Origin of the sequence: Alteromonas sp. LOR, assembly GCF_000753865.1 — a bacterium.
GTDB lineage: Bacteria > Pseudomonadota > Gammaproteobacteria > Enterobacterales > Alteromonadaceae > Alteromonas.
In genome coordinates, this window is record NZ_JQFW01000030.1 from 61,780 (window position 1) to 81,972 (window position 20,193).

At 46.3% G+C, this 20,193-nt stretch carries 17 protein-coding genes, 1 pseudogene and 1 riboswitch; of the genes and pseudogenes, 8 read left to right on the top strand and 10 right to left on the bottom strand.

Going from position 1 to position 20,193, the window contains the following annotated elements:
* The first annotated feature begins 149 nt into the window (after window positions 1–149).
* On the top strand, window positions 150–1,799 hold the full coding sequence (locus JV36_RS0111220; RefSeq protein ID WP_032095963.1) for a GMC family oxidoreductase: 1,650 nt from the start codon (window positions 150–152) through the stop codon (window positions 1,797–1,799).
* Between the two features lie 29 nt (window positions 1,800–1,828).
* Here JV36_RS0111220 and JV36_RS0111225 read toward each other — a convergent pair whose 3' ends face one another.
* Entirely contained in the window at window positions 1,829–2,530 is a 702-nt protein-coding gene (locus JV36_RS0111225) for a TetR/AcrR family transcriptional regulator (RefSeq protein WP_081926605.1), read from the bottom strand.
* A 276-nt stretch (window positions 2,531–2,806) separates the two neighbouring features.
* Between JV36_RS0111225 and JV36_RS0111230 the strand changes: the two genes are divergently transcribed.
* Window positions 2,807–3,646, top strand: a complete 840-nt coding sequence (locus JV36_RS0111230; protein ID WP_032095964.1) for a crotonase/enoyl-CoA hydratase family protein — start codon at window positions 2,807–2,809, stop codon at window positions 3,644–3,646.
* A 54-nt stretch (window positions 3,647–3,700) separates the two neighbouring features.
* Entirely contained in the window at window positions 3,701–5,743 is a 2,043-nt protein-coding gene (locus tag JV36_RS0111235) for an NADPH-dependent 2,4-dienoyl-CoA reductase (protein ID WP_032095965.1), read from the top strand.
* A gap of 195 nt (window positions 5,744–5,938) precedes the next feature.
* Here the strand turns inward: JV36_RS0111235 and thiH are convergent, their stop codons facing one another.
* From thiH to JV36_RS0111280, 9 genes and pseudogenes are all read right to left on the bottom strand, one after another.
* Entirely contained in the window at window positions 5,939–7,063 is a 1,125-nt protein-coding gene (gene thiH, locus JV36_RS0111240) for a 2-iminoacetate synthase ThiH (protein WP_032095966.1), read from the bottom strand.
* Entirely contained in the window at window positions 7,064–7,882 is an 819-nt protein-coding gene (locus JV36_RS0111245; protein WP_032095967.1) for a thiazole synthase, read from the bottom strand.
* A 2-nt stretch (window positions 7,883–7,884) separates the two neighbouring features.
* Entirely contained in the window at window positions 7,885–8,163 is a 279-nt protein-coding gene (thiS, locus tag JV36_RS0111250) for a sulfur carrier protein ThiS (protein ID WP_081926606.1), read from the bottom strand.
* Window positions 8,160–9,056 (bottom strand): HesA/MoeB/ThiF family protein, encoded by an 897-nt coding sequence (locus JV36_RS0111255; protein ID WP_052010156.1) that lies wholly within the window; start codon window positions 9,054–9,056, stop codon window positions 8,160–8,162. Before JV36_RS0111255 ends, thiS begins: the two co-directional genes overlap by 4 nt.
* Window positions 9,010–10,740: a thiamine phosphate synthase gene (gene thiE / locus JV36_RS19880; protein ID WP_032095968.1), complete on the bottom strand. Its 1,731-nt coding sequence runs from the start codon at window positions 10,738–10,740 to the stop codon at window positions 9,010–9,012. Before thiE ends, JV36_RS0111255 begins: the two co-directional genes overlap by 47 nt.
* Window positions 10,741–10,743: 3 nt before the next feature.
* Window positions 10,744–12,723, bottom strand: a pseudogene (thiC, locus tag JV36_RS19100) (phosphomethylpyrimidine synthase ThiC).
* A gap of 223 nt (window positions 12,724–12,946) precedes the next feature.
* Window positions 12,947–13,058, bottom strand: a riboswitch (TPP riboswitch).
* Window positions 13,059–13,332: 274 nt separating this feature from the next.
* Window positions 13,333–14,532, bottom strand: coding sequence for a retropepsin-like aspartic protease family protein (locus JV36_RS0111270; protein WP_032095969.1), 1,200 nt, complete (start codon window positions 14,530–14,532; stop codon window positions 13,333–13,335).
* Between the two features lie 92 nt (window positions 14,533–14,624).
* Window positions 14,625–15,092, bottom strand: coding sequence for an acyl-CoA thioesterase (locus JV36_RS0111275; RefSeq protein ID WP_032095970.1), 468 nt, complete (start codon window positions 15,090–15,092; stop codon window positions 14,625–14,627).
* Window positions 15,093–15,134: 42 nt separating this feature from the next.
* Window positions 15,135–15,845, bottom strand: a complete 711-nt coding sequence (locus tag JV36_RS0111280; protein ID WP_032096004.1) for an FFLEELY motif protein — start codon at window positions 15,843–15,845, stop codon at window positions 15,135–15,137.
* A 209-nt stretch (window positions 15,846–16,054) separates the two neighbouring features.
* Here JV36_RS0111280 and JV36_RS0111285 point away from each other — a divergent pair, with 209 nt between their 5' ends.
* The 5 genes from JV36_RS0111285 to JV36_RS0111305 all read left to right on the top strand — a co-directional run bounded on the left by JV36_RS0111285 (window position 16,055) and on the right by JV36_RS0111305 (window position 20,145).
* Entirely contained in the window at window positions 16,055–16,633 is a 579-nt protein-coding gene (locus JV36_RS0111285) for an elongation factor P hydroxylase (RefSeq protein WP_052010157.1), read from the top strand.
* Window positions 16,630–17,760 (top strand): ATP-NAD kinase family protein, encoded by a 1,131-nt coding sequence (locus JV36_RS0111290; RefSeq protein WP_032095971.1) that lies wholly within the window; start codon window positions 16,630–16,632, stop codon window positions 17,758–17,760. Before JV36_RS0111285 ends, JV36_RS0111290 begins: the two co-directional genes overlap by 4 nt.
* 44 nt (window positions 17,761–17,804) lie before the next feature.
* Window positions 17,805–18,101, top strand: a complete 297-nt coding sequence (locus JV36_RS0111295) for a YfcL family protein (RefSeq protein WP_032095972.1) — start codon at window positions 17,805–17,807, stop codon at window positions 18,099–18,101.
* 320 nt (window positions 18,102–18,421) lie between these two features.
* The gene (locus JV36_RS0111300; protein ID WP_032095973.1) at window positions 18,422–19,243 is read left to right on the top strand and encodes a hypothetical protein; all 822 of its coding nucleotides are present in this window, start codon (window positions 18,422–18,424) and stop codon (window positions 19,241–19,243) included.
* A gap of 155 nt (window positions 19,244–19,398) precedes the next feature.
* A complete protein-coding gene (locus JV36_RS0111305) occupies window positions 19,399–20,145 on the top strand; it encodes a hypothetical protein (RefSeq protein ID WP_032095974.1) in 747 nt (248 codons plus the stop codon).
* Window positions 20,146–20,193: the final 48 nt, after the last annotated feature.

Sequence of the window (20,193 nt, forward strand, 5' to 3'; positions counted from 1 at the left end):
TACCACAACCTTTTATTAACAATTAGAGCGTCAACAGCTAGGCCGTTAATAAATAGAGCATTAATGAATAGGCTATTAATAAATAGCGCAGTGCACAATAAATAACAAGCGCTTGGCGTTCTACCCATCCCGTTTTTGGAGCAGTGACTATGAGTGAAATACAAGGTAAGTACGACTACATCATTGTAGGAGGAGGCTCTGCGGGAGCGGTGTTAGCGACTCGATTGTCTGAAAATCCGGCCCTTGATATTTTACTTATCGAAGCGGGCGCAAAAGACACCAACCCTATGATCCACATTCCCTTTGGCATTTCCTTGTTAAGTCGCTTCGAAGGCATTGGTTGGGGATATCACACTGCACCGCAAAAAGAGATGTACGACCGAGAACTCTTCTGGCCGCGGGGAAAAACCCTAGGCGGCAGCAGCTCTGTTAATGCTATGTGCTATATACGTGGCCAAGCCGAAGATTACGATCGCTGGGCGTTTGAGGAAGGCGCGGTGGGGTGGTCGTTTGACGAGGTACTGCCTTACTTCAAACGTGCTGAAAACTTTGAAGAAGGGGCTGATGAGTTCCATGGCACAGGTGGTCCACTTAATGTGAGTAAGCTTCGTCATACTAGCGTGCTCTCCGATGCTTTTGTTGGCGCAGCCTCCTATGGTGGCTATCAGCAAATCGATGACTTTAATCGCGACCACCGAGAGGGTATAGGTTATTACCACGTTACTCAGGTTAACGGGCAGCGTTGCTCTACGGCGAAAGGCTATTTATCACAAGCAAAACACCGTAATAATCTCACTGTGCTCACCAAAGTGGCTGCTGAAAAAGTTGTGTTAAAAGACAAACGCGCGGTGGGGGTGCAGGTAAGAGAAAAAGGCTCTGTGGCCACGTATTTTGCCAAAAGTGAAGTGATCTTGTGCGGCGGTGCAATTAATTCACCGCAGTTGCTAATGCTCTCAGGTATTGGTCCTCGCCATGAGTTGGAAGAGAAAGGTATTTACGTCCACCAAGATTTACCTGGCGTGGGCCAAAATCTGCAGGACCATCTCGATGCAATTGTGCAGTTTACCTGTGAGGCTCGTGAAGGGTATGCCGTTGCCGCAGGTGCACTGCCTAAGTACGTTAAAGCAACGGCAGAATATGCCCTTAAGCGCGACGGCATTTTTTCTTCCAACATTGCCGAAGCAGGTGGTTTTTTACGCTCGTCAAATGCAGGTGAATACCCTGATATTCAGCTTCACTTTTTACCCGCCATACTTAACGATCACGGCAGACAAGTTGCCTTCGGTTACGGTTACGGACTGCACGTATGCTGCCTATATCCCAAAAGTCGCGGTACTGTATCGCTACAAAGCAATCACCCCGCAGACCATGCGCTTATCGATCCGAACTACCTCAGTGCGGTGGAAGATCAGCAGGTGATGATTGACGGGGTAAGAATTGCCAGAAAGTTACTTGCTGCTCCCGATTTCGAAAAGTTTAAGGGAAGTGAGCTATATCCAGGTGTTGAGGCAGAAACTGACGAAGAAATTTTGGAGTTTTTGCGAGAGCGTGCTGAAACTATCTATCACCCAATAGGGACCTGTAAAATGGGTAGCGAATCCGATGAGTTGGCCGTGGTCGATTCCCAGTTGAAAGTAAGAGGAATTGAAGGATTACGAGTAGTCGATGCGTCGGTTATGCCAAGTCTTATTGGCGGTAACACTAACGCACCTACGGTTATGATTGCAGAGCGAGCAGCCGACTTTATTAAGGCCACTCATGAAGGGCAGCCAATACCCATTCAAACTGCGTCGGCGTAGGGTTCGGTGTAGTGAAGCGCCCCTGCGCTTTAGACTTTGTTCGATGCCTGCATAAATAAATCTGCAGCACAGTCACACATTTCTTGAATGTGGCTGCTGTCTGCATAAATACCATCTATCAACAGGCGTGCTATGCCATGAAGCGTACCCCACGTAACCTGTGCTAGTCGCAGAGCGTCTTGATTGTCCGGCAGCAATCCCTTGTTTTGCCAAAATTTAGTCATCGTTACCTGAAACTGGAAACAGGGAAAGGCCACATCTTTTAAGTCGCCGGTGGCCGCGTTGTTCTGCCAAATGGTGCGGCCAAACATAAGTTCATACATTTCAGGGTTAGCTGCCGCATAGCCTACGTATTCACAAACGAACTCTCTAAAGCGTGCACTGGGTGTTTTATCTTCTTGTTCGAATATGCGTTTTGCTGTTGAGTGCCAATCGCTAAAACCCTTTGCGGCAATGGCGCTAAGCAGTGCGCTTTTATCTTTAAAATGGTGATAGGGCGCAGTACGAGATACGCCTGCATCTTCAGCTAGCTTGCGTAAAGACAAACTATCTACCCCATGTTCGGATAAGCGCTTTGCTGCCGCGTTTAAAAGGGCAGTGCGAAGGTCTCCGTGATGATAAGACTGGGCCGCACTTGATACTGCATTTGAAATTGTATTTACCGCTGCATCTGTTGCTGAAGTAACCACGTCGTCTGCCTCCCTCGTATCCGTCACATTTACTGCACTCATCGCTGTAGTCTCATTCTCTACGCACCTTCTATTTGCACTCTCTATTTAATGTGTATTCGGTTTTTGCTGCCTGCGGATTTTTACTCTTTCGTGATATCAAATATCTCGTGATCACTCATACAAAGATATGAACCGCCTCGCGGCATTCGCCATTTTACTCGATAGTTTTATAAAAAGGCTACTTTATCTTGACACCGTCAACATAGCCTTTTATCTTGACGCTGTCTAGTTTGCAAAAATGTTAATAGGATTTTCACCATGGAGACACCGTAAACCATGAAATACTCTACGCTAGAAGTTAAATACGAAGGGCTGATTGCACATGTTGTGCTTAATCGTCCAGAGGCGATGAACAGCATGAACCCGGCGTTTTGGACCGAGTTCCCCGCGGCCGTTCGTGCCATCGATGACGAGGCCAAAGCGCGGGTCATTATAGTGTCGTCAACAGGCAAGCATTTTTCTGCTGGTATGGACTTAGCGGTGTTCTTGAACATGAAGGAAGATTTTAAAGGCGATCCTTCTCGTCGTGCAGAGCGCATGAGACGCACAGTAAAAATGCTGCAAGACAGCTTTACCGCTATTGAAGAAGCCCGTATGCCGGTGATAGGTGCTGTGCAAGGCGGCGCCATTGGCGGTGCGGTAGACTTATTAAGTGCGTGTGATATGCGCTATTGCACTAACGATGCCTTCTTTTCAATTAAAGAAACACAGCTTGGTATGACTGCCGATGTAGGTACCCTTCAGCGACTGCCTAAGTTAATTCCCATTGGCATGGTTAAAGAGCTTGCGTATACGGGCAGAAACTTTGGTGCGCAAGAAGCGCAGCAGCTGGGTTTCGTGAATGAGGTTTTCGAAAGCCAAGAGGCGATGCTTGAGGCTGTCACAAAGGTGGCTACGCAGATAGCGGCGAATTCTCCTTTGGCTGTTTCAGGCACGAAAACCATGATCAATTATGCTGTCGAGCACAGTGTTTCAGAGAGCTTAGATTATATGGCGACATGGCAAGCTGGCATGTTTCATATGGAAGACGTTTTCACTGCGATGGAATCACAAAAAAAGCAGCAACAACCAGAATTTCCGCCGCTACATGGCGCTGTAAAACAAATGAAATCGTAGTTTCAGCAGGCACTGATAACAACATAATTACGACTCTAATTTCAGGAATAGACTATGAACCAGACCGTTACCGACCATACTGTATATCCTCACCTATTTCGTCCTCTCGATTTAGGCTTTACCCAATTAAAGAACCGCGTGATCATGGGCTCAATGCATACCGGCTTAGAAGAGCTTCCTGATGGCCATAAGCGCATGGCTGCATTTTACGGTGAGCGTGCTCGTGGCGGTGTAGGACTTATCGTAACCGGCGGCATCGGGCCAAATGAAGAGGGTTCAACCCATCCATCTACGGTTCGCCTTGATACTGATGAAGCCATTAAAAACCATAAAGAAGTGACCGATGCCGTGCATATCGCAGGTGGTAAAATTTGTATGCAAATTCTGCATACCGGTCGCTATGCGTATGGTCCTAAACTGGTTGCGCCCTCTGCGGTGCAGGCACCCATTAATCCGTATAAGCCTAAAGCTCTTGAAGCGGACGAAATCGAAAAGCAGATCAACGACTTTATAACTACCGCTACTCAAGCCCAGCGTGCAGGCTACGACGGCGTAGAGATAATGGGCTCTGAAGGCTACTTTTTAAATCAGTTTATCGCCCGCAGAACTAACCATCGCGACGATGAGTGGGGTGGTGAATACGAAAACCGTATTCGATTGCCTATTGAGGTCGTTCGCCGAGTTCGCGAAGCCGTGGGTGAGCGTTTTATTATTATTTACCGTTTGTCTATGCTGGATTTAGTGGAAGGTGGCTCTACCTTTGACGAAGTCGTGCAGCTAGGTAAAGAAATCGAAAAAGCCGGTGCGACTATTATTAACACAGGCATAGGGTGGCACGAAGCGCGAATTCCAACCATTGCCACTAAAGTACCCCGCGCAGCATTTACCTGGGTGTCGGCGAAATTCCGCGAGCAGCTGTCTATTCCTCTCATTACGTCAAACCGCATAAACACGCCCGATGTGGCCGAAACCGTGCTTGCTCGTGGCGATGCAGATATGGTGTCCATGGCGCGCCCATTTCTTGCAGACCCCGACTTTGTGCGCAAAGCTCAGCAAAATAAAGCGGATGAAATTAATACCTGTATTGGTTGTAACCAAGCCTGTCTAGACCATGTGTTTAGCGGCAAAATGACCAGCTGTTTAGTAAACCCCCGTGCGTGTCACGAGCTTGAGCTTAATATAAAACCTGCCGACAATAAAAAGCGGGTGGCCGTTGTAGGCGCTGGGCCTGCGGGTCTTGCAGCTGTGGTCACATCAGCTCAACGAGGCCACGACGTGGTTATTTATGATGCCGCAAGTGAAATAGGTGGGCAGTTTAATATTGCCAAGCAAATTCCTGGTAAAGAAGAGTTTTATGAAACCCTTCGTTATTTCGCCCGTCAAATAGAGCTACACGACAACATTACCTTGAAACTCAACACCCGTGTTGACGCCTCAACCCTAAACGACGAAGGGTTTGACGATGTGCTAGTGGCAACAGGCATCAAGCCGAGAATGCCAGCTATTGAGGGGATTGAACACAGTAAAGTGATGTCTTACGTTGATGTATTAAGAGACAAGAAACCGGTAGGTAACAAAGTGGCTATTATTGGTGCCGGTGGTATTGGTTTTGATACTGCAGAGTACCTTTCACACGGAAAAGAAACCCCAAGCTTAGATATTCCTGCGTTTATGAAAGAATGGGGTATTGATATGACAATGACAGCGCGAGCGGGAATTGAAGGAATGAAACCTCAGCCTGAGCCATCGCCACGTGAAATATTCTTGCTGCAGCGCAAGTCATCGAAAGTGGGGCGTGGCTTAGGCAAAACCACTGGCTGGGCACATCGAGTAGGCTTGCTAGCAAAAGGGGTTACTATGATCCCAGGCGTTACCTACGATAAAATAGATGATGAAGGGCTACACATTACCGTAGACGGTAACAGCCAAGTATTGCCAGTAGACAATGTCATCATTTGTGCAGGCCAAGAGCCATTGCGAGATATTGTTGAAGGGCTAAAAATGCCATACCACTTAGTCGGCGGTGCAGATGAAGCATTAGAACTTGATGCTAAGCGCGCTATCGACCAAGGTACAAGAGTGTGCGCCGAGGTGTAGTTTTCACCTTTGTTGCAGCATAAAAAAAGGAGCCTTAACATTTGGCTCCTTTTTTATTGCTTGTTGTCTCGCCTTGAAATACGCTGATGGCTGCCGAACGTGTTTGTTTTGAGCCTATTTTGCAAGCCTCTATATCAAAAGTCTCCTTAAACAGCCTTCGTAAAACGCGTTTAACACGGCTAAGGCCATCTATCACTAAGCGATAGATGAAAATGCAAGCCAGTCTTTATACACCGCGTCCAGTCCTTGCTTTGTAATTGCATCAACGACTTGTTCTACAGGCCGGTTATCATCAATATCAAATTGACTAAGGGCCTCAGTGGGTTGGCTGTAGCCTCCGGGCTGAGTTTGCGATGCCGCTGACATACTGGTTATACCTAATGAAAGCGCGCCGTCTCTAAACCTTGCCGATTCCCGAGTTGATAAAGACAGTTCGGCTTGAGGGTTAAATAATCGGTGTGCACAGATAAGTTGAAGCAGCTGCCTTTCGTCTGGAAGTTGAGCGTTTTGCAGCTGGTTTGCGCCGCCTTCGCAGCGCCTAAGGCGAGGAAACGAAATTGAAACTCGGCTTCGCCAATAGTGTTGCTGTAGCAGCTGGCCATGGAGCGCTGTCATTACGCTGTCTACACGCCAATCTCCTAAGCCAAGCAGCGCACCAATACCAATTTTGTCGATGCCTGCTTTACCAAGGCGATCGGTGGTTTCTAGTCGCCATAAAAAATCCTGCTTTTTGCCTCGCTGGTGATATTTTGCGTAATGCTGTGGCGAGTAGGTCTCTTGATATACCAATACCGCGTCTAAGCCCAGCGCTTTTAGCTTGGCATAATCATCAAGCTTTAGCGGCTGCACCTCCATCATAAGGTAACTTACATTATGCCGTATTGCCTTAAGCACACGCTCAAAATAGTGAACACCTACTTTAGTTTCGTGTTCACCGGTTACCAGCAATACATTCTCGAAACCCATATGCTTAATGGCACTTATTTCGTTTTGTATCTCATTGATATCAAGGGTGGTGCGCTTAATCTTTTTGCTCATGGTAAAGCCGCAGTATGTGCACTCATTGGCACATAAGTTAGACAGATACAAAGGCACGAACAAGCTCATGGTATTGCCAAATCGATGGCGAGTGCGCTGTTGCGACAGTGCGGCCATGTCTTCTAAATAGGGCAGCGCGGCGTGAGAGACTAGCGCCATAAAGTCATCGATATCAAGGGTGTGCTTAATGAGCGCGCGCTCCACATCTTTTTCCGTTTTAGCATTAAGCGATAAGGCGATATGGGCTAAATCTTGCTTCAATAATTGTCGGGCTACGTCCATTTACAACTCCAAAAACGAGGTTAAAGGGCTGGTAGCATTACTGCGGTCTTTGGGCGCCCCTAAGCCCGCTTCAAAAGCCTTACGGCCAGTTTCAACCGCACACTTAAAAGCCGCTGCCATGGCAACAGGCTTATTTGCGGTGGCAATGGCAGTATTCACTAATACCGCATCTACTCCCATCTCCATGGCCGCCATTGCATCGCTTGGCTTGCCTATACCGGCATCAACAATAACGGGCACTTTTGCCTGCTCAACAATAATGCGAAGAAAGGGTTTTGTTTGTAGTCCTTGATTACTGCCAATAGGCGCACCTAATGGCATAACCGCTGCGCAGCCAACCTCTTCTAGCCGCTTACACAGCACCGGGTCAGCGCCGCAATAAGGCAGCACGTGAAAGCCTTTTTTAACCAGAGTCTCTGTCGCCTTCAATGTTTCGATTGGGTCGGGGAGCAAATAGCGTTGGTCAGGGTGAATTTCCAGCTTTATCCACTGACTGCCTATTGCCTCAAAGGCAAGTTCAGCGGCAAAAACCGCTTCTTCGGCAGTTTTCGCCCCAGATGTATTTGGCAACAGGGTAACACCCAGCTTTCGAAGCAGAGCCAGTGTTTCATCATCACTACTATTCCTTTCACAACTACTCCTTTCACAACTACTCCTTTCAATACTAGGCCCTTCACTAAACGTAACGCGCTTCATCGCGAGCGTGACCATGTCGCTTCCGGCTGCAGAAACCGCATCATGCATGGTATTAGCGCTACTAAATTTGCCTGAGCCCGTGAGTAACCGAGAAGAAAACTCATGATTTGCGAGTGTAAACATGCTTATCCTCCCGCCACTAAGGTAAATATATCAACGCTATCCCCATCGTTAAGATGGGTAAGAGACCACTGCGACTTACTTAAAATAGCGCGATTGTAGGCAACTGCAGTACCTTCAACGTTTGACGCATAACCATGCACTATTTCACCAACAGAAATGGGGCTTTCACAGGTTTGAGATTGGTTGTTTAAAACGATAGTGATTATTATCGTTTCAGCGCTGGCAGCGTTTTTGACAACGCCAGTGTGGACATTATTAGATTGATGACGAATTGAATTCATTGGCATACCTTACAATCTGGTGAGGGAGGTAAATGAAAAGACTGAATGGTGGCATTAACTGCGTTGCCTACGATATAGCGCCCCCATTGAATTTTTGCCAAGTGCCTTTTGGCCAAAAAAAGTAGGGCCTGCGTTGCTTGATGGCAGGCGGCAATTCCCACGACAGGGCCTAAAACGCCCTGGCTTTGGCAGTCTTGGGTTAAATTAAGCTGTGCTACTAGGCAGTTATAACAACCACAGGGGTTATCGACGTTGCGGCTAACCTTATTAATCGGGCTAGTATAATTAGCCAGGTTTGTATCATGAGTCTCGCTAGTACAACCAGAGCCGGGGGTTAACTGATGTGCCGAAGTAAGAAAGGAATGGCAGGGTAAGTTTATCGCCTGCCAAGAAAATCCGCTGGCTGCTGCAATAAAAAGCGGCTTTTTAGCTGCAACGCAGGCGGCGTTAATGTCTTTTCTTATAGTCACCGAGTCGGTGCAGTCGAGCACACAGGTCGCGTTATCAATAAGCTGTTGAAGGTTACGCTTATCGGCAAACACGCTTTTTGCTTTTATGTTGATGTTGGGATCGACTTTATGAAGTTCGCGACTTAGCGCCTTGGTTTTTAAATCCCCTAAGTGGGTTTCATTGTAACTAACCTGACGCTGTAAGTTGCTTACGTCCACAACGTCGCCATCAATTAACGTAATATTACCAAGGCCAGCACCCACTAAAAATCGAGAAGCCAGCGTACCTAAGCCGCCAAGGCCTATTACTACCGCATGGGCACGATGAAGGTTTGTTTGGCCCTCTTCATCAATTTCTTCTAGCAGTAGCTGTCGGCTGTAGCGTCGAATATCTTGTTTAGTTAACAAAGCCAGCCTCCTTTTGAAGGGTGTGATACGCGGCATGAGGGCAGGGTGCTTCGGTTATTGCCCTAACTACGGCAACATGGGTAACGCCCGTGTCGGCGATTGCTTTGCATCGGGCGCTATTAATGCCGCCAATGGCTACAGTGGGAATATTGCCGCACAAGTCCACATACTGTTTAAGGCGTTTAATGCCTTGTGGCATTGAGGGCATGTCTTTGGTTGTGGTGGCAAAAATATGGCCTAGCGCAATATACGAAGGCGCTAGTTTTTTCACTCGCTGAATTTCAGCATAACCATGGGTAGATACACCTAAGCGCAGGCCTGCTTTTTTGATTGCTTCGATATCTGCGGTAAAAAGATCTTCTTGCCCAAGATGAACACCATAAGCACCATGCTCAATAGCGAGCTGCCAATGGTCGTTGATAAAAAGCTGACATGATGTGCCTTTTGTCAGCGCCACAGCTCGTTGTATCTGCTCACAAGTACGCTCATGATTGCAGGCCCCTTCTTTTATACGCAGCTGAATAATAGTGACCCCTGTTGGCAGAAGTGCTTCTATCCAATCAGCACTATCAACTACGGGGTAAATATCATGGTTGCAGTTTAGTAGTGGTAAGAACGGTTCTGTATGGCTCTTGTGCGGATTAACTGTGGCTTCATCTTCGCTATCGATTTTATAAGCGGTTGCATCAGCACTTACATGCGTACTTGAATAAGCACTCGCATGCGCACTTGAATAAGCACTTGTAAAAGCATTTGAACTAAGGCCAGTACGAGCGCTAAAGCTAGAGCCGTGCAAAGTGTCACCTTTAATAAAGTTTACCGTGGGAAAGACACTTGGTTGCTCGGGAAACCCTGCTAATTTAGGCATATAAGGCGCATTAAGCGCGTGTTGCTGGCTGGGCGTGAGTGAATTTTGAGCGCTTGGTATTGAAGGCGCTGAAATGTCCCGAACATTTTTTACGTAGGCATTGGCCAGCGTGAGCGCATCATTAATGCAATAGGCCTTTGCGACACATGCTGCAATAGCACTGGCCTGCATGCAGCCCGTTCCTCGCAGTTCGCTGTGCTTTGCTCTTGGTTGAGAGAAAGCTACCGCTTCGTTTTGAGTGAAAAAAACATCGGTAGCATCGTGCTGCCAATGGGCATGGCCCCCTTTCACTAAAACGCTTTTCGCGCCGAGGTGCATTAACGTACGTGCGGCGTTTAGAACATCCTTCTCACCGTTAACTCCTTGAACAACAGCACCGCCTCCAGCAACTGCTGTAAGGCTTGTTAATTCACTTATGTTGGGTGTTACTAAATCGACAGAACAAAGCAGTTGCTTGATGGCCTTTTCGCTAAGTTCACCTAATTTACCTTTTGATGAGCTAAACAATACTGGGTCCCACACAATAAAAGGGCGCGGGGTATCAAGGGTTTCAATCAGCGCGTGGAGTAAATGGGCTTGTTCATCGTTTGCAATAGCGCCAATTTTAATACACTCAGGCGGCCCGTCGTTTGCTATTAGTTGCCACTGTTCGTTAATCAACGACAGCGGCATAGCGGTGCTGCTTAACATTGTGTAATGAGATTGCGCCGACACCAGTGTCACAATGGCGCAGCCATGCACGCCTAAGTCGGCAAGTGTAGCAAGGTCGCGGGTAACACCCGCGCCGCCACTAGAGTCTGTGCCGCCCACGCACCATACTATTGGCGAGCAGGCTGTTTCTAGTTCACTCATGGGTTAGCCTACTGTTTTATCAGCACGGTGATACAGCTCGGCGCCGCTCTCATTAAACGCTTTCGCCATATCTTGCATCCCTTGCGTTTTTTCTTGTTGTACTTCCAGAGCTTCTTGTTTGGCTCTCTCTTGTTCAGCCTTTTGTTCAGCCTCTTCGGCTTGCTTTTTTGCTGATTCTTTAGCCGACGCCTTAGCTACTTCCCGCACCTCTTGAGATATTTTCATACTGCAAAATTTAGGGCCGCACATAGAACAAAAGTGAGCTACTTTACCCGATGCTTGGGGCAAGGTTTCATCGTGATACGCACGAGCGGTGTGAGGGTCGAGGGCAAGGTTAAACTGATCTTCCCATCGAAACTCAAAGCGGGCTTTGGACATGGCATTGTCCCGAATTTGAGCACCTGGATGGCCTTTTGCTAAATCGGCTGCGTGGGCCGCTATTTTGTAAGTGATAAGCCCTTGCTTCACATCTTCTTTATTGGGCAAGCCCAAATGTTCTTTAGGCGTTACATAGCAAAGCATTGCGCAGCCATACCAGCCAATCATTGCTGCGCCTATGCCTGAAGTAATGTGATCGTACCCCGGAGCAATGTCGGTCGTTAAGGGGCCAAGGGTGTAAAATGGCGCTTCGTGGCAATGGGTAAGCTGCTCTTCCATATTCGCTTTAATCATGTGCATTGGTACATGACCTGGGCCCTCAATCATCACCTGAACATCTTATTCCCATGCAATTTTGGTCAACTCACCAAGGGTATGAAGCTCGGCAAGCTGGGCTTTGTCATTGGCATCGGCAACGCTTCCAGGGCGAAGGCCATCGCCTAAGGAAAGTGACACATCGTACTGAGCGCAGATTTCACAAATTTCGCGAAAATGTTCGTATAAAAAGCTTTCTTTATGATGGCTTAAACACCACTTTGCCATAATTGAACCACCTCGAGAGACAATCCCCGTAACGCGGTTGGCCGTAAGCGGCACGTATTCAAGCAACACCCCTGCATGAATAGTGAAGTAATCTACACCTTGCTCGGCTTGCTCAATAAGCGTGTCTTTAAAAATAGCCCAATCTAGGTCTTCGGCTACGCCATTCACTTTCTCGAGTGCCTGGTAAATGGGCACAGTACCTAATGGCACCGGGCTATTTCTCAACAGCCATTCACGGGTTTCATGAATGTTTCGGCCCGTGGATAAATCCATAATGGTGTCGGCGCCCCATCGGGTAGACCACACTAACTTTTCCACTTCTTCTTCAATGGAAGAAGTCACTGCTGAATTACCAATGTTGGCGTTAATTTTCACTAAGAAGTTGCGCCCAATGATCATTGGCTCAAGTTCGGGATGATTGATGTTACAGGGAATAATTGCCCGGCCCGCCGCCACTTCTTGGCGAACAAACTCTGGGGTAATTGCGTCGGGTAGGTGAGCGCCAAAGCTTTCGCCAGCGTGTTGCTGAGATAGCTCTGCCTGCTTTATCGATTGTCTGCCCATGTTCTCCCGAATGGCGATGTATTCCATCTCGGGCGTGATAATGCCTCTGCGAGCATAGTGCAGTTGCGTTACATTGTTTTGGGCTTTCGCCTTTTTAGGCTTTGCAGTGCGAACAAACCTAAAATCCTCAGTAAATAAATCCGCTTCTCGCGCTTTGGCAAAAGACGACGTTACGCCAGGGAGCTCTTGAGTGTCGGCGCGGTTCTCTATCCATGGCGTGCGCAAGGCAGGCAAACCTGTGTGTACATCAATGGTTTCATGCGGGTCGCCATAGGGCCCTGAGGTATCATAAACAGGAATAGGAGGGTTAGGTTTTAAAAGTGGGTTTTCTTCTGTACCACCAATTAAACTGTCATGCTGGTGGATAAGGCGCATAGCAACTTTAATATCATTGCTACTTCCTATCTCATAGTGACGAGTAGAGTTTGGGTAAGCCTCACCGGCTAATTCATTGATAAATTGTTGCGCTTGTTGGCGCTGTTCGCGTCGTGTCGACATAGCATTTTGGCCTTCTTCAGTTGGCGTTAGATAAAATGCTTGTCAGGAGTGAAAAGGAAAATGAAGGCGAGGAAAGTACAATTAATTAGCACTCAATGTCATCGCCTTGGGCGACAGCCTTTGAGAGCCATAATTTTGCGTACCGAGTGTGTTTACGCACCGAATTTACATAATATGTTTATTTTAAAAACAGTGATTTTATGCAAAATGGTTGTATACAAAGCCAACATTTTCTCTTGTTCCCTTCGCAGGTATTAGCCTGATCAGGTTCTACGGATCCCGCTTTCGCAGTCTCAGCTTACTGGATTTCCAGTGAAGCACTCCGACAAGTAACTGAGCTATTACTATATGATCACATCAAAGGCGATTACAAGCGTAGTGTTAATGCGGTAGGTGTCAGAATGAGGTTAACTTTTGAAATTTACAGGCAAAAGTGAAGTGCCGAGGTTTCATCGAGGTGGAATTAAATAGCTGTTACGTAGAGGTTTTTTATTTTGGATGAGGCTATTTGTCAGCGTGATTAAATTTCTTTTAAATAAAGCTGGTTATAATTAAGTCATATTCAATAAAGCCATCTGTACTAAAAATAACAGTGCTCATTAGCGCGACTTAACGCTTATTAAGAATGAGCACATCTTCTTTTGGCAGTATCGAAAAATCAAACTCGCCGAGAATATTCATCCCCAAAAGTCCATCTGCATCAGGCAGTGCTTCTTCAGGCAATACAATGGCAGAAACATCGTTAAACGTGTACCCAGCAAACCTAAATTCTGGAATTCGCACAAGGGGGGCTTCAACACTTCCAGAAGCCGTTTGAACATTGAAGATACCAATAAAGTTTAAGTTTCTCATCTTGCCTAAACGGGCATATAAATTAGATGAAATTGCCGTTGTACTTGCACCGGTATCGAGGATCATAAATGCCTGCTGGTTAAGCGCCACAGCGTTAACATGATACGAATTTCCAATGCGTTCTAGCTTCACGCGAACGTTGTTGCCTTCCTCTAAAAACGAGTCTTGAAGCTGGGGTTCGCCGGTGGTATCAGAGTCTGGTTCAGTAGCTGCTATCTGCTGATCAGACGCTATATCTCGAATAGCCTGCGCGTCGGGGTCGTTAAAGGGAAGGGCTGCTAATACATCTTCCATTAGGGTAACTTTTAACTGATGGGCGTACGCGGTTGCTAAGTTAACGGTGAACGTTTTGTTATCTGGCACGCGCTGAAAAAGTGGTTCGTTAAGCTTTGCTACTAGCTCCCACTGATGACTGCGACTAAATTGCTGCTGTGCTTGCTGATACAAGGTTTGAATCTTTTCGTTTATTTCAATTAACGCTGTATTTGATAGGGGCAAATCTGCCAAATCATAATAGTTGAGTAGTGCAGTAGGTAACGGCTTGGTTTGTCTTATAAGCTCGGCCTCTAACAGCAATAAGGGCTCACTTAACGGCGATATTTTTAGCTGTCTGTTGAGGGACGCAGCCAGTGCGGCCATATCACCACTGTGTAGTAACGCATTGAGCTCTGATAGTGAGCGCATTCCTTTTATCGATGCGCTATCTCTGTTTCTAGCATCTATGTTTCTGCCATCGTACATACTATTGTTACCACTGCGTTTATACACCCCTTCAGAGCGAGACCCGTTAGGCGAGCTAGCATCATCGTTTTGTGCTGCAAGGTTTTGAGTTAACGCATTCTTATTTAGGTGGGGATTCGACTGCGGAGAATTTGAAAAGCGCTGCCAAAGATAAACATTAAGCAGTAGCGAAGCGGTGAGCACAAGCAACAGTGTTATCAGCAGCATGCGGTTCATTTAACTCAGCCTATAGAAAATGGTGCGATGGAGGTAAATATCATTTTGTTTCATATTTAATAGTTCGCAAGTCGCGTGTCTGGGGTAATGAATTAGGGTTTTGCAATGTCGCCGGTTGATATACAAGCAGTGTGATACGCATCAATAAATTGAGCGGGCATTCGCTTAGGCACTCCAGCATCAAGGCTAACGCAAACAAACGTGGTTAGCGCATCAAATACCGTTTTGTTACGTACAGGGCAAATAAATTGAAACTGACGAGTAAGAGTAAGGCGCTTATCGCATTGCACTATCCAGGTTGCGCATTCCAAGGTATCACCTAAGTGCGCAGGAAGGTGATAGTTGAGTTCATGTCGCTTAATCACCATGCCCCTATTAAGCGATTGATAATCGGCAAATTGCAGGCCAAGGGCATTAGAATGCGCCCACGCGAGCTTTTCTAACTGCGACAGGTAGGCCACGTTATTCACATGTTTGTAGTGGTCAATGTGAGTTTCATCAATATGCCAATGTTGAATAAATGGAGCATCATACACCCAGTTTAACGTATGCTCTGTCACGCTATTTTCCTTTCATGTTCATAGGCTTGCTACCTATTCGGTTTAAACCACTGGCAGCGGGTTATCTTCTGGCAGTGTGGTGTTTTCACTCAGTAATATTTCCATAAGCCTAGTCTCGCGTTCTAACACCGGCTGTATAAAGCTTTGAACATCACCTATTGCTTTAAATGCGTTGAACCCTCGGTCTAAAAATTCGTGTAGCGCCAGTAGCCCAGCCATTTTGGCTGGCCGCCGAGACATGGAAATTAGCATACCAATCCCTCGAACCTTGATGACATCGGCTAGTTGATCGCCAAGGTGTGAAATTATGGTGATTTGGCTTTCTCGATCATCTTTTCGACCTACGCTTCTGTAGGCTTGCGCGTAAGAATCGCGATTAATCGGTTGTGTCGCAAAATGTTTATTTAAATATTGCGCCATTTCCATGTCTAAATCGAAAGACAGCGCATTTAACGACAGTGCGTCGTTCATGGCGTTCATCGCTTTTTCAGGAAGCACTTTAGCAAGTTTAGGGATCACTCTTACCAAATCGGCGTCTCGTTGACTAAAATCTTTGGGGCCGTAAAGCTCTTCTACAAAAAAAGCCATCGCTTTTTGATAGCGCTGCTGTTTCGCAAGATCATCATGAGACACTAAAAGCCGCTGGCATTGCCAGTCTTGAAGTTGATGGATAAGCGCCATTAGGTTGAGTTTGTTTGCCAAGTCTCGCTGAGCATTTACTCGATGAATATGTTTAATGATCTCTTGCGCCAAAATTCTCACTCCATCGTCATAGAGGGCGGTTAGTGTTGTAAACGTAGATTGACTCATGCGCGTCTAGCTTTCAAGTGAGAAGTCATTTCTTTACTGGTATAATCTCGCAAAATCAATCGCGTACTCAAAGTACGCGCTCTCTACAGTCAAGAGTTCATCAAAGCTTTGAGATATTTCCTCTAAGCCACAAGAAGTAAGCGTGAGTTGAAATGAATACCTCTGTCCACCACAACGAATTAAGCGAAATTGACACCGATGTGCCAACGCTTATCGCGTTGTTCAATAACACCTTTGCCGACTTCAACACGCGATTAGTGCTTGGGAGTGATGAACCCATTTACCTGCCCGCGAGTAAGTATTGCAGCTATCACCAAATTGTTTTTGCAAACGGCTTTTTTTCTAGCGCACTGCACGAAGTGGCGCACTGGTGCATTGCGGGTGAAAAACGCAGGCTGTTAGAAGATTACGGGTATTGGTACTGTCCAGATGGCAGAGATACACAGCAGCAGCTCGACTTTGAAAAGGTAGAAATAAAGCCCCAGGCTATTGAGTGGGCTTTTACTGAGGCCGCGGGAAGGCAGTTTCAGGTAAGCACCGATAACCTTAATGGAGCAGAACCTGACCGAGAGGGGTTTACCGCAAACGTTGCAGCGCAGTTAGCGCACTATAAGCAAGTTGGTTTTCCCCATCGAGCCCAGCGCTTTATTTCGGCGCTCGCCACCACGTTTTCCGTTGACAAAAACAACGACACTTCATCAACTAAATGCATTGGAGATGACGCCGCATGAGTACCCCAAGTTTTCGGCTAGGAATTATAGTAAACCCCTTTGCGGGTATAGGCGGCGCGCTTGCATTAAAGGGAAGTGATGGTGCTCAAATAAGAGAAAAGGCCCTCGCCATGGGAGCCGAGAAAAAAGCCAACGAAAAAATGGCTAAAGCGCTGAGTATTTTAGACGCGCTTTCAGGGCAATTTACGGTCCTTACCGCATCGGGCGAAATGGGTGAAAGCGTTTGTGCCTCTTTGGGAATTCCTTGCGAGGTTATTTATCACGCCCCTGAAGCTCAGACTGAGGGTGAAGATTCAGAAAATGCAGCCCATGCAATGGTAGAAGCCGGTGTCGATTTGTTGTTATTCGCCGGTGGTGATGGAACCGCTCGCAATATTTGTCGCGTTGTAGGCGAGGCTATTCCGGTGCTCGGCGTTCCCGCTGGATGTAAAATTCACTCTGGTGTTTATTGTGTTTCTCCAGCAGCTGCAGGGCAGGTAGTTAGTCAAATGATTGCTGGAGAGTTAGTCAGTGTCATGGACGCAGAGGTGCGCGACATAGATGAAGATGCCTTTAGAGGCGGTAAAGTAATTGCCAAGCATTACGGTGAAATGCGAGTTCCCGCCGAACTGACTTACGTTCAAGCAGTAAAAATGGGAGGCAAGGAAGACGAGGCTTTGGTGCTTGATGATATCTCTGCCTACGTGTCGGAAATTATGGAAGACGAACCAGACACCTTATTTGTGATGGGCTCTGGCTCAACCGTAGGCTCGGTTATGGAGTATCTGGGGTTAGACAACACGTTGCTTGGTGTCGATGTCATCAAAAACGGGGAGCTTGTTGCCAATGATGTGACGGCATTAGAACTGGTGGAGTTAACCCGTAACAAGCCTAGCAAGGTGGTACTTACCGTTATTGGCGGTCAGGGACATATTCTAGGGCGAGGCAATCAGCAGTTAAGCCCTGCTTTTATTCGCCAGTTGGGCAAAGAAAATATGATAGTTGTGGCAACCAAACAAAAGGTTCAAGCGCTAGAGGGCAAGCCCCTTCGGTTAGACTCTGGCGACCCACAATTAGATGAGGATCTTGCTGGAGCATTCACTATTATCACCGGCTATAAAGACAAAGTGTTGTACAACGCCCTGTAAAACGATTTGTAAAAACGAATTAAGCAATAACAAAGGAGAAGAGAGTGTTACCACCTGCTGCTGCACCACACGACGTGGTAGAAAAAATCGCAAAAATTGAAGCTGCACTAGATGATGTTGTCAATCATGGAGATGATGATGAGCTGTTTATCGCAAGTTATCTGCAGGGGCATTTTGCAGTAGAGTCTCGCCAATTAGAAATGAAAGAAAACGCAACCATGAACCAGCTTGATGAAAACATGACGACAAGCTTAGAGCGTGCGTTTGCAAATAACGAGCTTGAACAAGACGATGCAAAACGAGTAAATGCATTATGGTCTCGCTTATTTAATGCTGTGTAAATTACATCATTCATGAACCACGGTAAAACGTGGTTTCGCGTTGCAAATGCATCCCTAAAGCAATGCAAATACATCTCAAAGATACCTTAATACCAGCGAGTATAAAGAGCTTACAGTAGACTGGCAGCGAACTAGCAAATAAGAACCTGTTAATCCTACCTCTTAAAAAACGATTATTTTTTCAACATGTTAGGTTATTAATCCAGCAACAATTGCCGCATTTATTCATCTTGTGTTCAGATAACATCTATTATATTGTTCTCTCGTTTTTTAGAAGCATCGAATAGATAACGGTGCTAGCAATATAAAAAGGATTTATTATGTTTGTTACACGTGCAGCCCTTTGCGCCCTCGCTCTAGCTACTCCTACCGTATTTGCCGAAACTACGCCAATTAACCATGAAGTCAGCATTGGTTTCTCTGATGTCAGAGATGCAGATGATAATTTCATTGGTGCCAGCTACCGTCATTATTTTGATACGGTAAATATCGGCGAGCAGGCTTACGCAATAAGCCCATACCTTCAGCGCAGCAACAATGTATCGGTAGACTATTTCGGTATTGATAACATCGACCAGTTTAATGTTACTGGAGAATGGTTTTCACAAGACGATTTAGTGGTAAGAGGCCGTTACGGAAGAACGACTGATGACTATAGAAATTACGATTCTACAGTACAGCGATTCGGAGTTGATGTTTCAAAGTTTGTTTCTGAAAATTGGGAAGTAGGAGCAGGGGTAGACTATTTCGATTTCGATGCAAGTTTCAAATCGTTTGATGATGGAAACGATGTAGAACGTTTTGGTGATTCTGAATTCAGTGCCAGTGTATTCGCTCGCTACACAAGCTTCGGTTTCAATCCTTCAAGCTTTAAACCCGGTTGGGATATCAAGCTTAAAGGTACGCACTTTGATGATGAGCTTACGTTAGAAGTCGATGCTGATTACTACTTCAAAGCCAACTGGAGTGTAGGCGTTATGGCAATACACGAGAACAATGATCGCTTTGGTTCTGAAAACGTCATAGAGTTGGGCACCAACTATTGGTTTAATGCGCATTCATCAATTCGCTTTGGTGCTGGTGTTGATACCGATGAAGGCACACTAGGCTCATTAACGCTATTAGGTACATTTAGATTTTAAGCCTCACGAATTCTATTTCTTTCTAAAGCCTCGCTATGCGGGGCTTTTTATTGCCATCCGTCCTCTAGAACGAGCTGCCAAGTAGATCAATCTATACGTATTTTGAGTATGTAGTAAAGTTCACACGCCCTGATAATTATTCAAAAGGTAAGTTAATGTCACTGCGCTCGTTTACGCAATTTTGCTTTGTTGTCCTATTGATAAGTGTAGTCACACTGGTGTTTAGTGGGCCTGCACTCGCATTCTTTGAAAAAGAGCAGGCAGAATTAGGCGCAACAGGCTGTAACGACCCTAAATACAAGCAGTTTGTTGAAGAGCGGCTTGACTATTTTGAACGCAAAAACAAGCGAATGTTGAACCGTACTCAACGAGACTATGAGCGAAGCAGCCAAGCGAATAGCAATCCGTATCAAGTGATAGGGGATTTAAGCCGACACCTTATTTACAGCGCTCAATTTGAGTCGGTACCAACCGTAAACGCCAAGATTGACCTTATGTTCCAGCACGGCGAACGCCTAAGCAGAGATCAGCAAATAGCCGGTAATGTATTTGATAATTTTAGTACAGAAGCGCATTTTGTTGGAATAGCCAGGGCGTGGGTGGCCTATCGGCAGGGACGTAACCAAGAGGCCTTCAATGAGCTATTAACGTCAATTGATGTGAGTAACTCAGCTGTTATGGAATCATTTGGACCTGACTTCACCTTTATCCGCCGTATCTACCGCGATGGTCACACCAAGCCAGTGGTTGCCTATATTAACAAAACCAAAGATTTTTGGACAGGAAAGCGCGCGGATGCGCTTCGCTTTGCCTGGCTCACCATGATTGAGCAGGGCTGCGCTATTCAGTTTGATTCACTCGATACTATTAAATTTGCAGAACTGGGTCTTTTGGCAAAGTAGGCAGCCAGTAAAGATGGCCTTGTAAGTCGATGGTAATACGCAACTAGT

What these genes read in the sequence shown, in the direction of transcription:
- JV36_RS0111220 (WP_032095963.1), top strand. Translation starts at nt 150, where the DNA reads ATGAGTGAAATACAAGGTAAGTACGACTACATCATTGTAGGAGGAGGC.
- JV36_RS0111225 (WP_081926605.1), bottom strand. Translation starts at nt 2,530, where the DNA reads ATGAGTGCAGTAAATGTGACGGATACGAGGGAGGCAGACGACGTGGTT.
- JV36_RS0111230 (WP_032095964.1), top strand. Translation starts at nt 2,807, where the DNA reads ATGAAATACTCTACGCTAGAAGTTAAATACGAAGGGCTGATTGCACAT.
- JV36_RS0111235 (WP_032095965.1), top strand. Translation starts at nt 3,701, where the DNA reads ATGAACCAGACCGTTACCGACCATACTGTATATCCTCACCTATTTCGT.
- thiH (WP_032095966.1), bottom strand. Translation starts at nt 7,063, where the DNA reads ATGGACGTAGCCCGACAATTATTGAAGCAAGATTTAGCCCATATCGCC.
- JV36_RS0111245 (WP_032095967.1), bottom strand. Translation starts at nt 7,882, where the DNA reads ATGTTTACACTCGCAAATCATGAGTTTTCTTCTCGGTTACTCACGGGC.
- thiS (WP_081926606.1), bottom strand. Translation starts at nt 8,163, where the DNA reads ATGAATTCAATTCGTCATCAATCTAATAATGTCCACACTGGCGTTGTC.
- JV36_RS0111255 (WP_052010156.1), bottom strand. Translation starts at nt 9,056, where the DNA reads ATGCCGCGTATCACACCCTTCAAAAGGAGGCTGGCTTTGTTAACTAAA.
- thiE (WP_032095968.1), bottom strand. Translation starts at nt 10,740, where the DNA reads ATGAGTGAACTAGAAACAGCCTGCTCGCCAATAGTATGGTGCGTGGGC.
- JV36_RS0111270 (WP_032095969.1), bottom strand. Translation starts at nt 14,532, where the DNA reads ATGAACCGCATGCTGCTGATAACACTGTTGCTTGTGCTCACCGCTTCG.
- JV36_RS0111285 (WP_052010157.1), top strand. Translation starts at nt 16,055, where the DNA reads ATGAATACCTCTGTCCACCACAACGAATTAAGCGAAATTGACACCGAT.
- JV36_RS0111290 (WP_032095971.1), top strand. Translation starts at nt 16,630, where the DNA reads ATGAGTACCCCAAGTTTTCGGCTAGGAATTATAGTAAACCCCTTTGCG.
- JV36_RS0111300 (WP_032095973.1), top strand. Translation starts at nt 18,422, where the DNA reads ATGTTTGTTACACGTGCAGCCCTTTGCGCCCTCGCTCTAGCTACTCCT.
- JV36_RS0111305 (WP_032095974.1), top strand. Translation starts at nt 19,399, where the DNA reads ATGTCACTGCGCTCGTTTACGCAATTTTGCTTTGTTGTCCTATTGATA.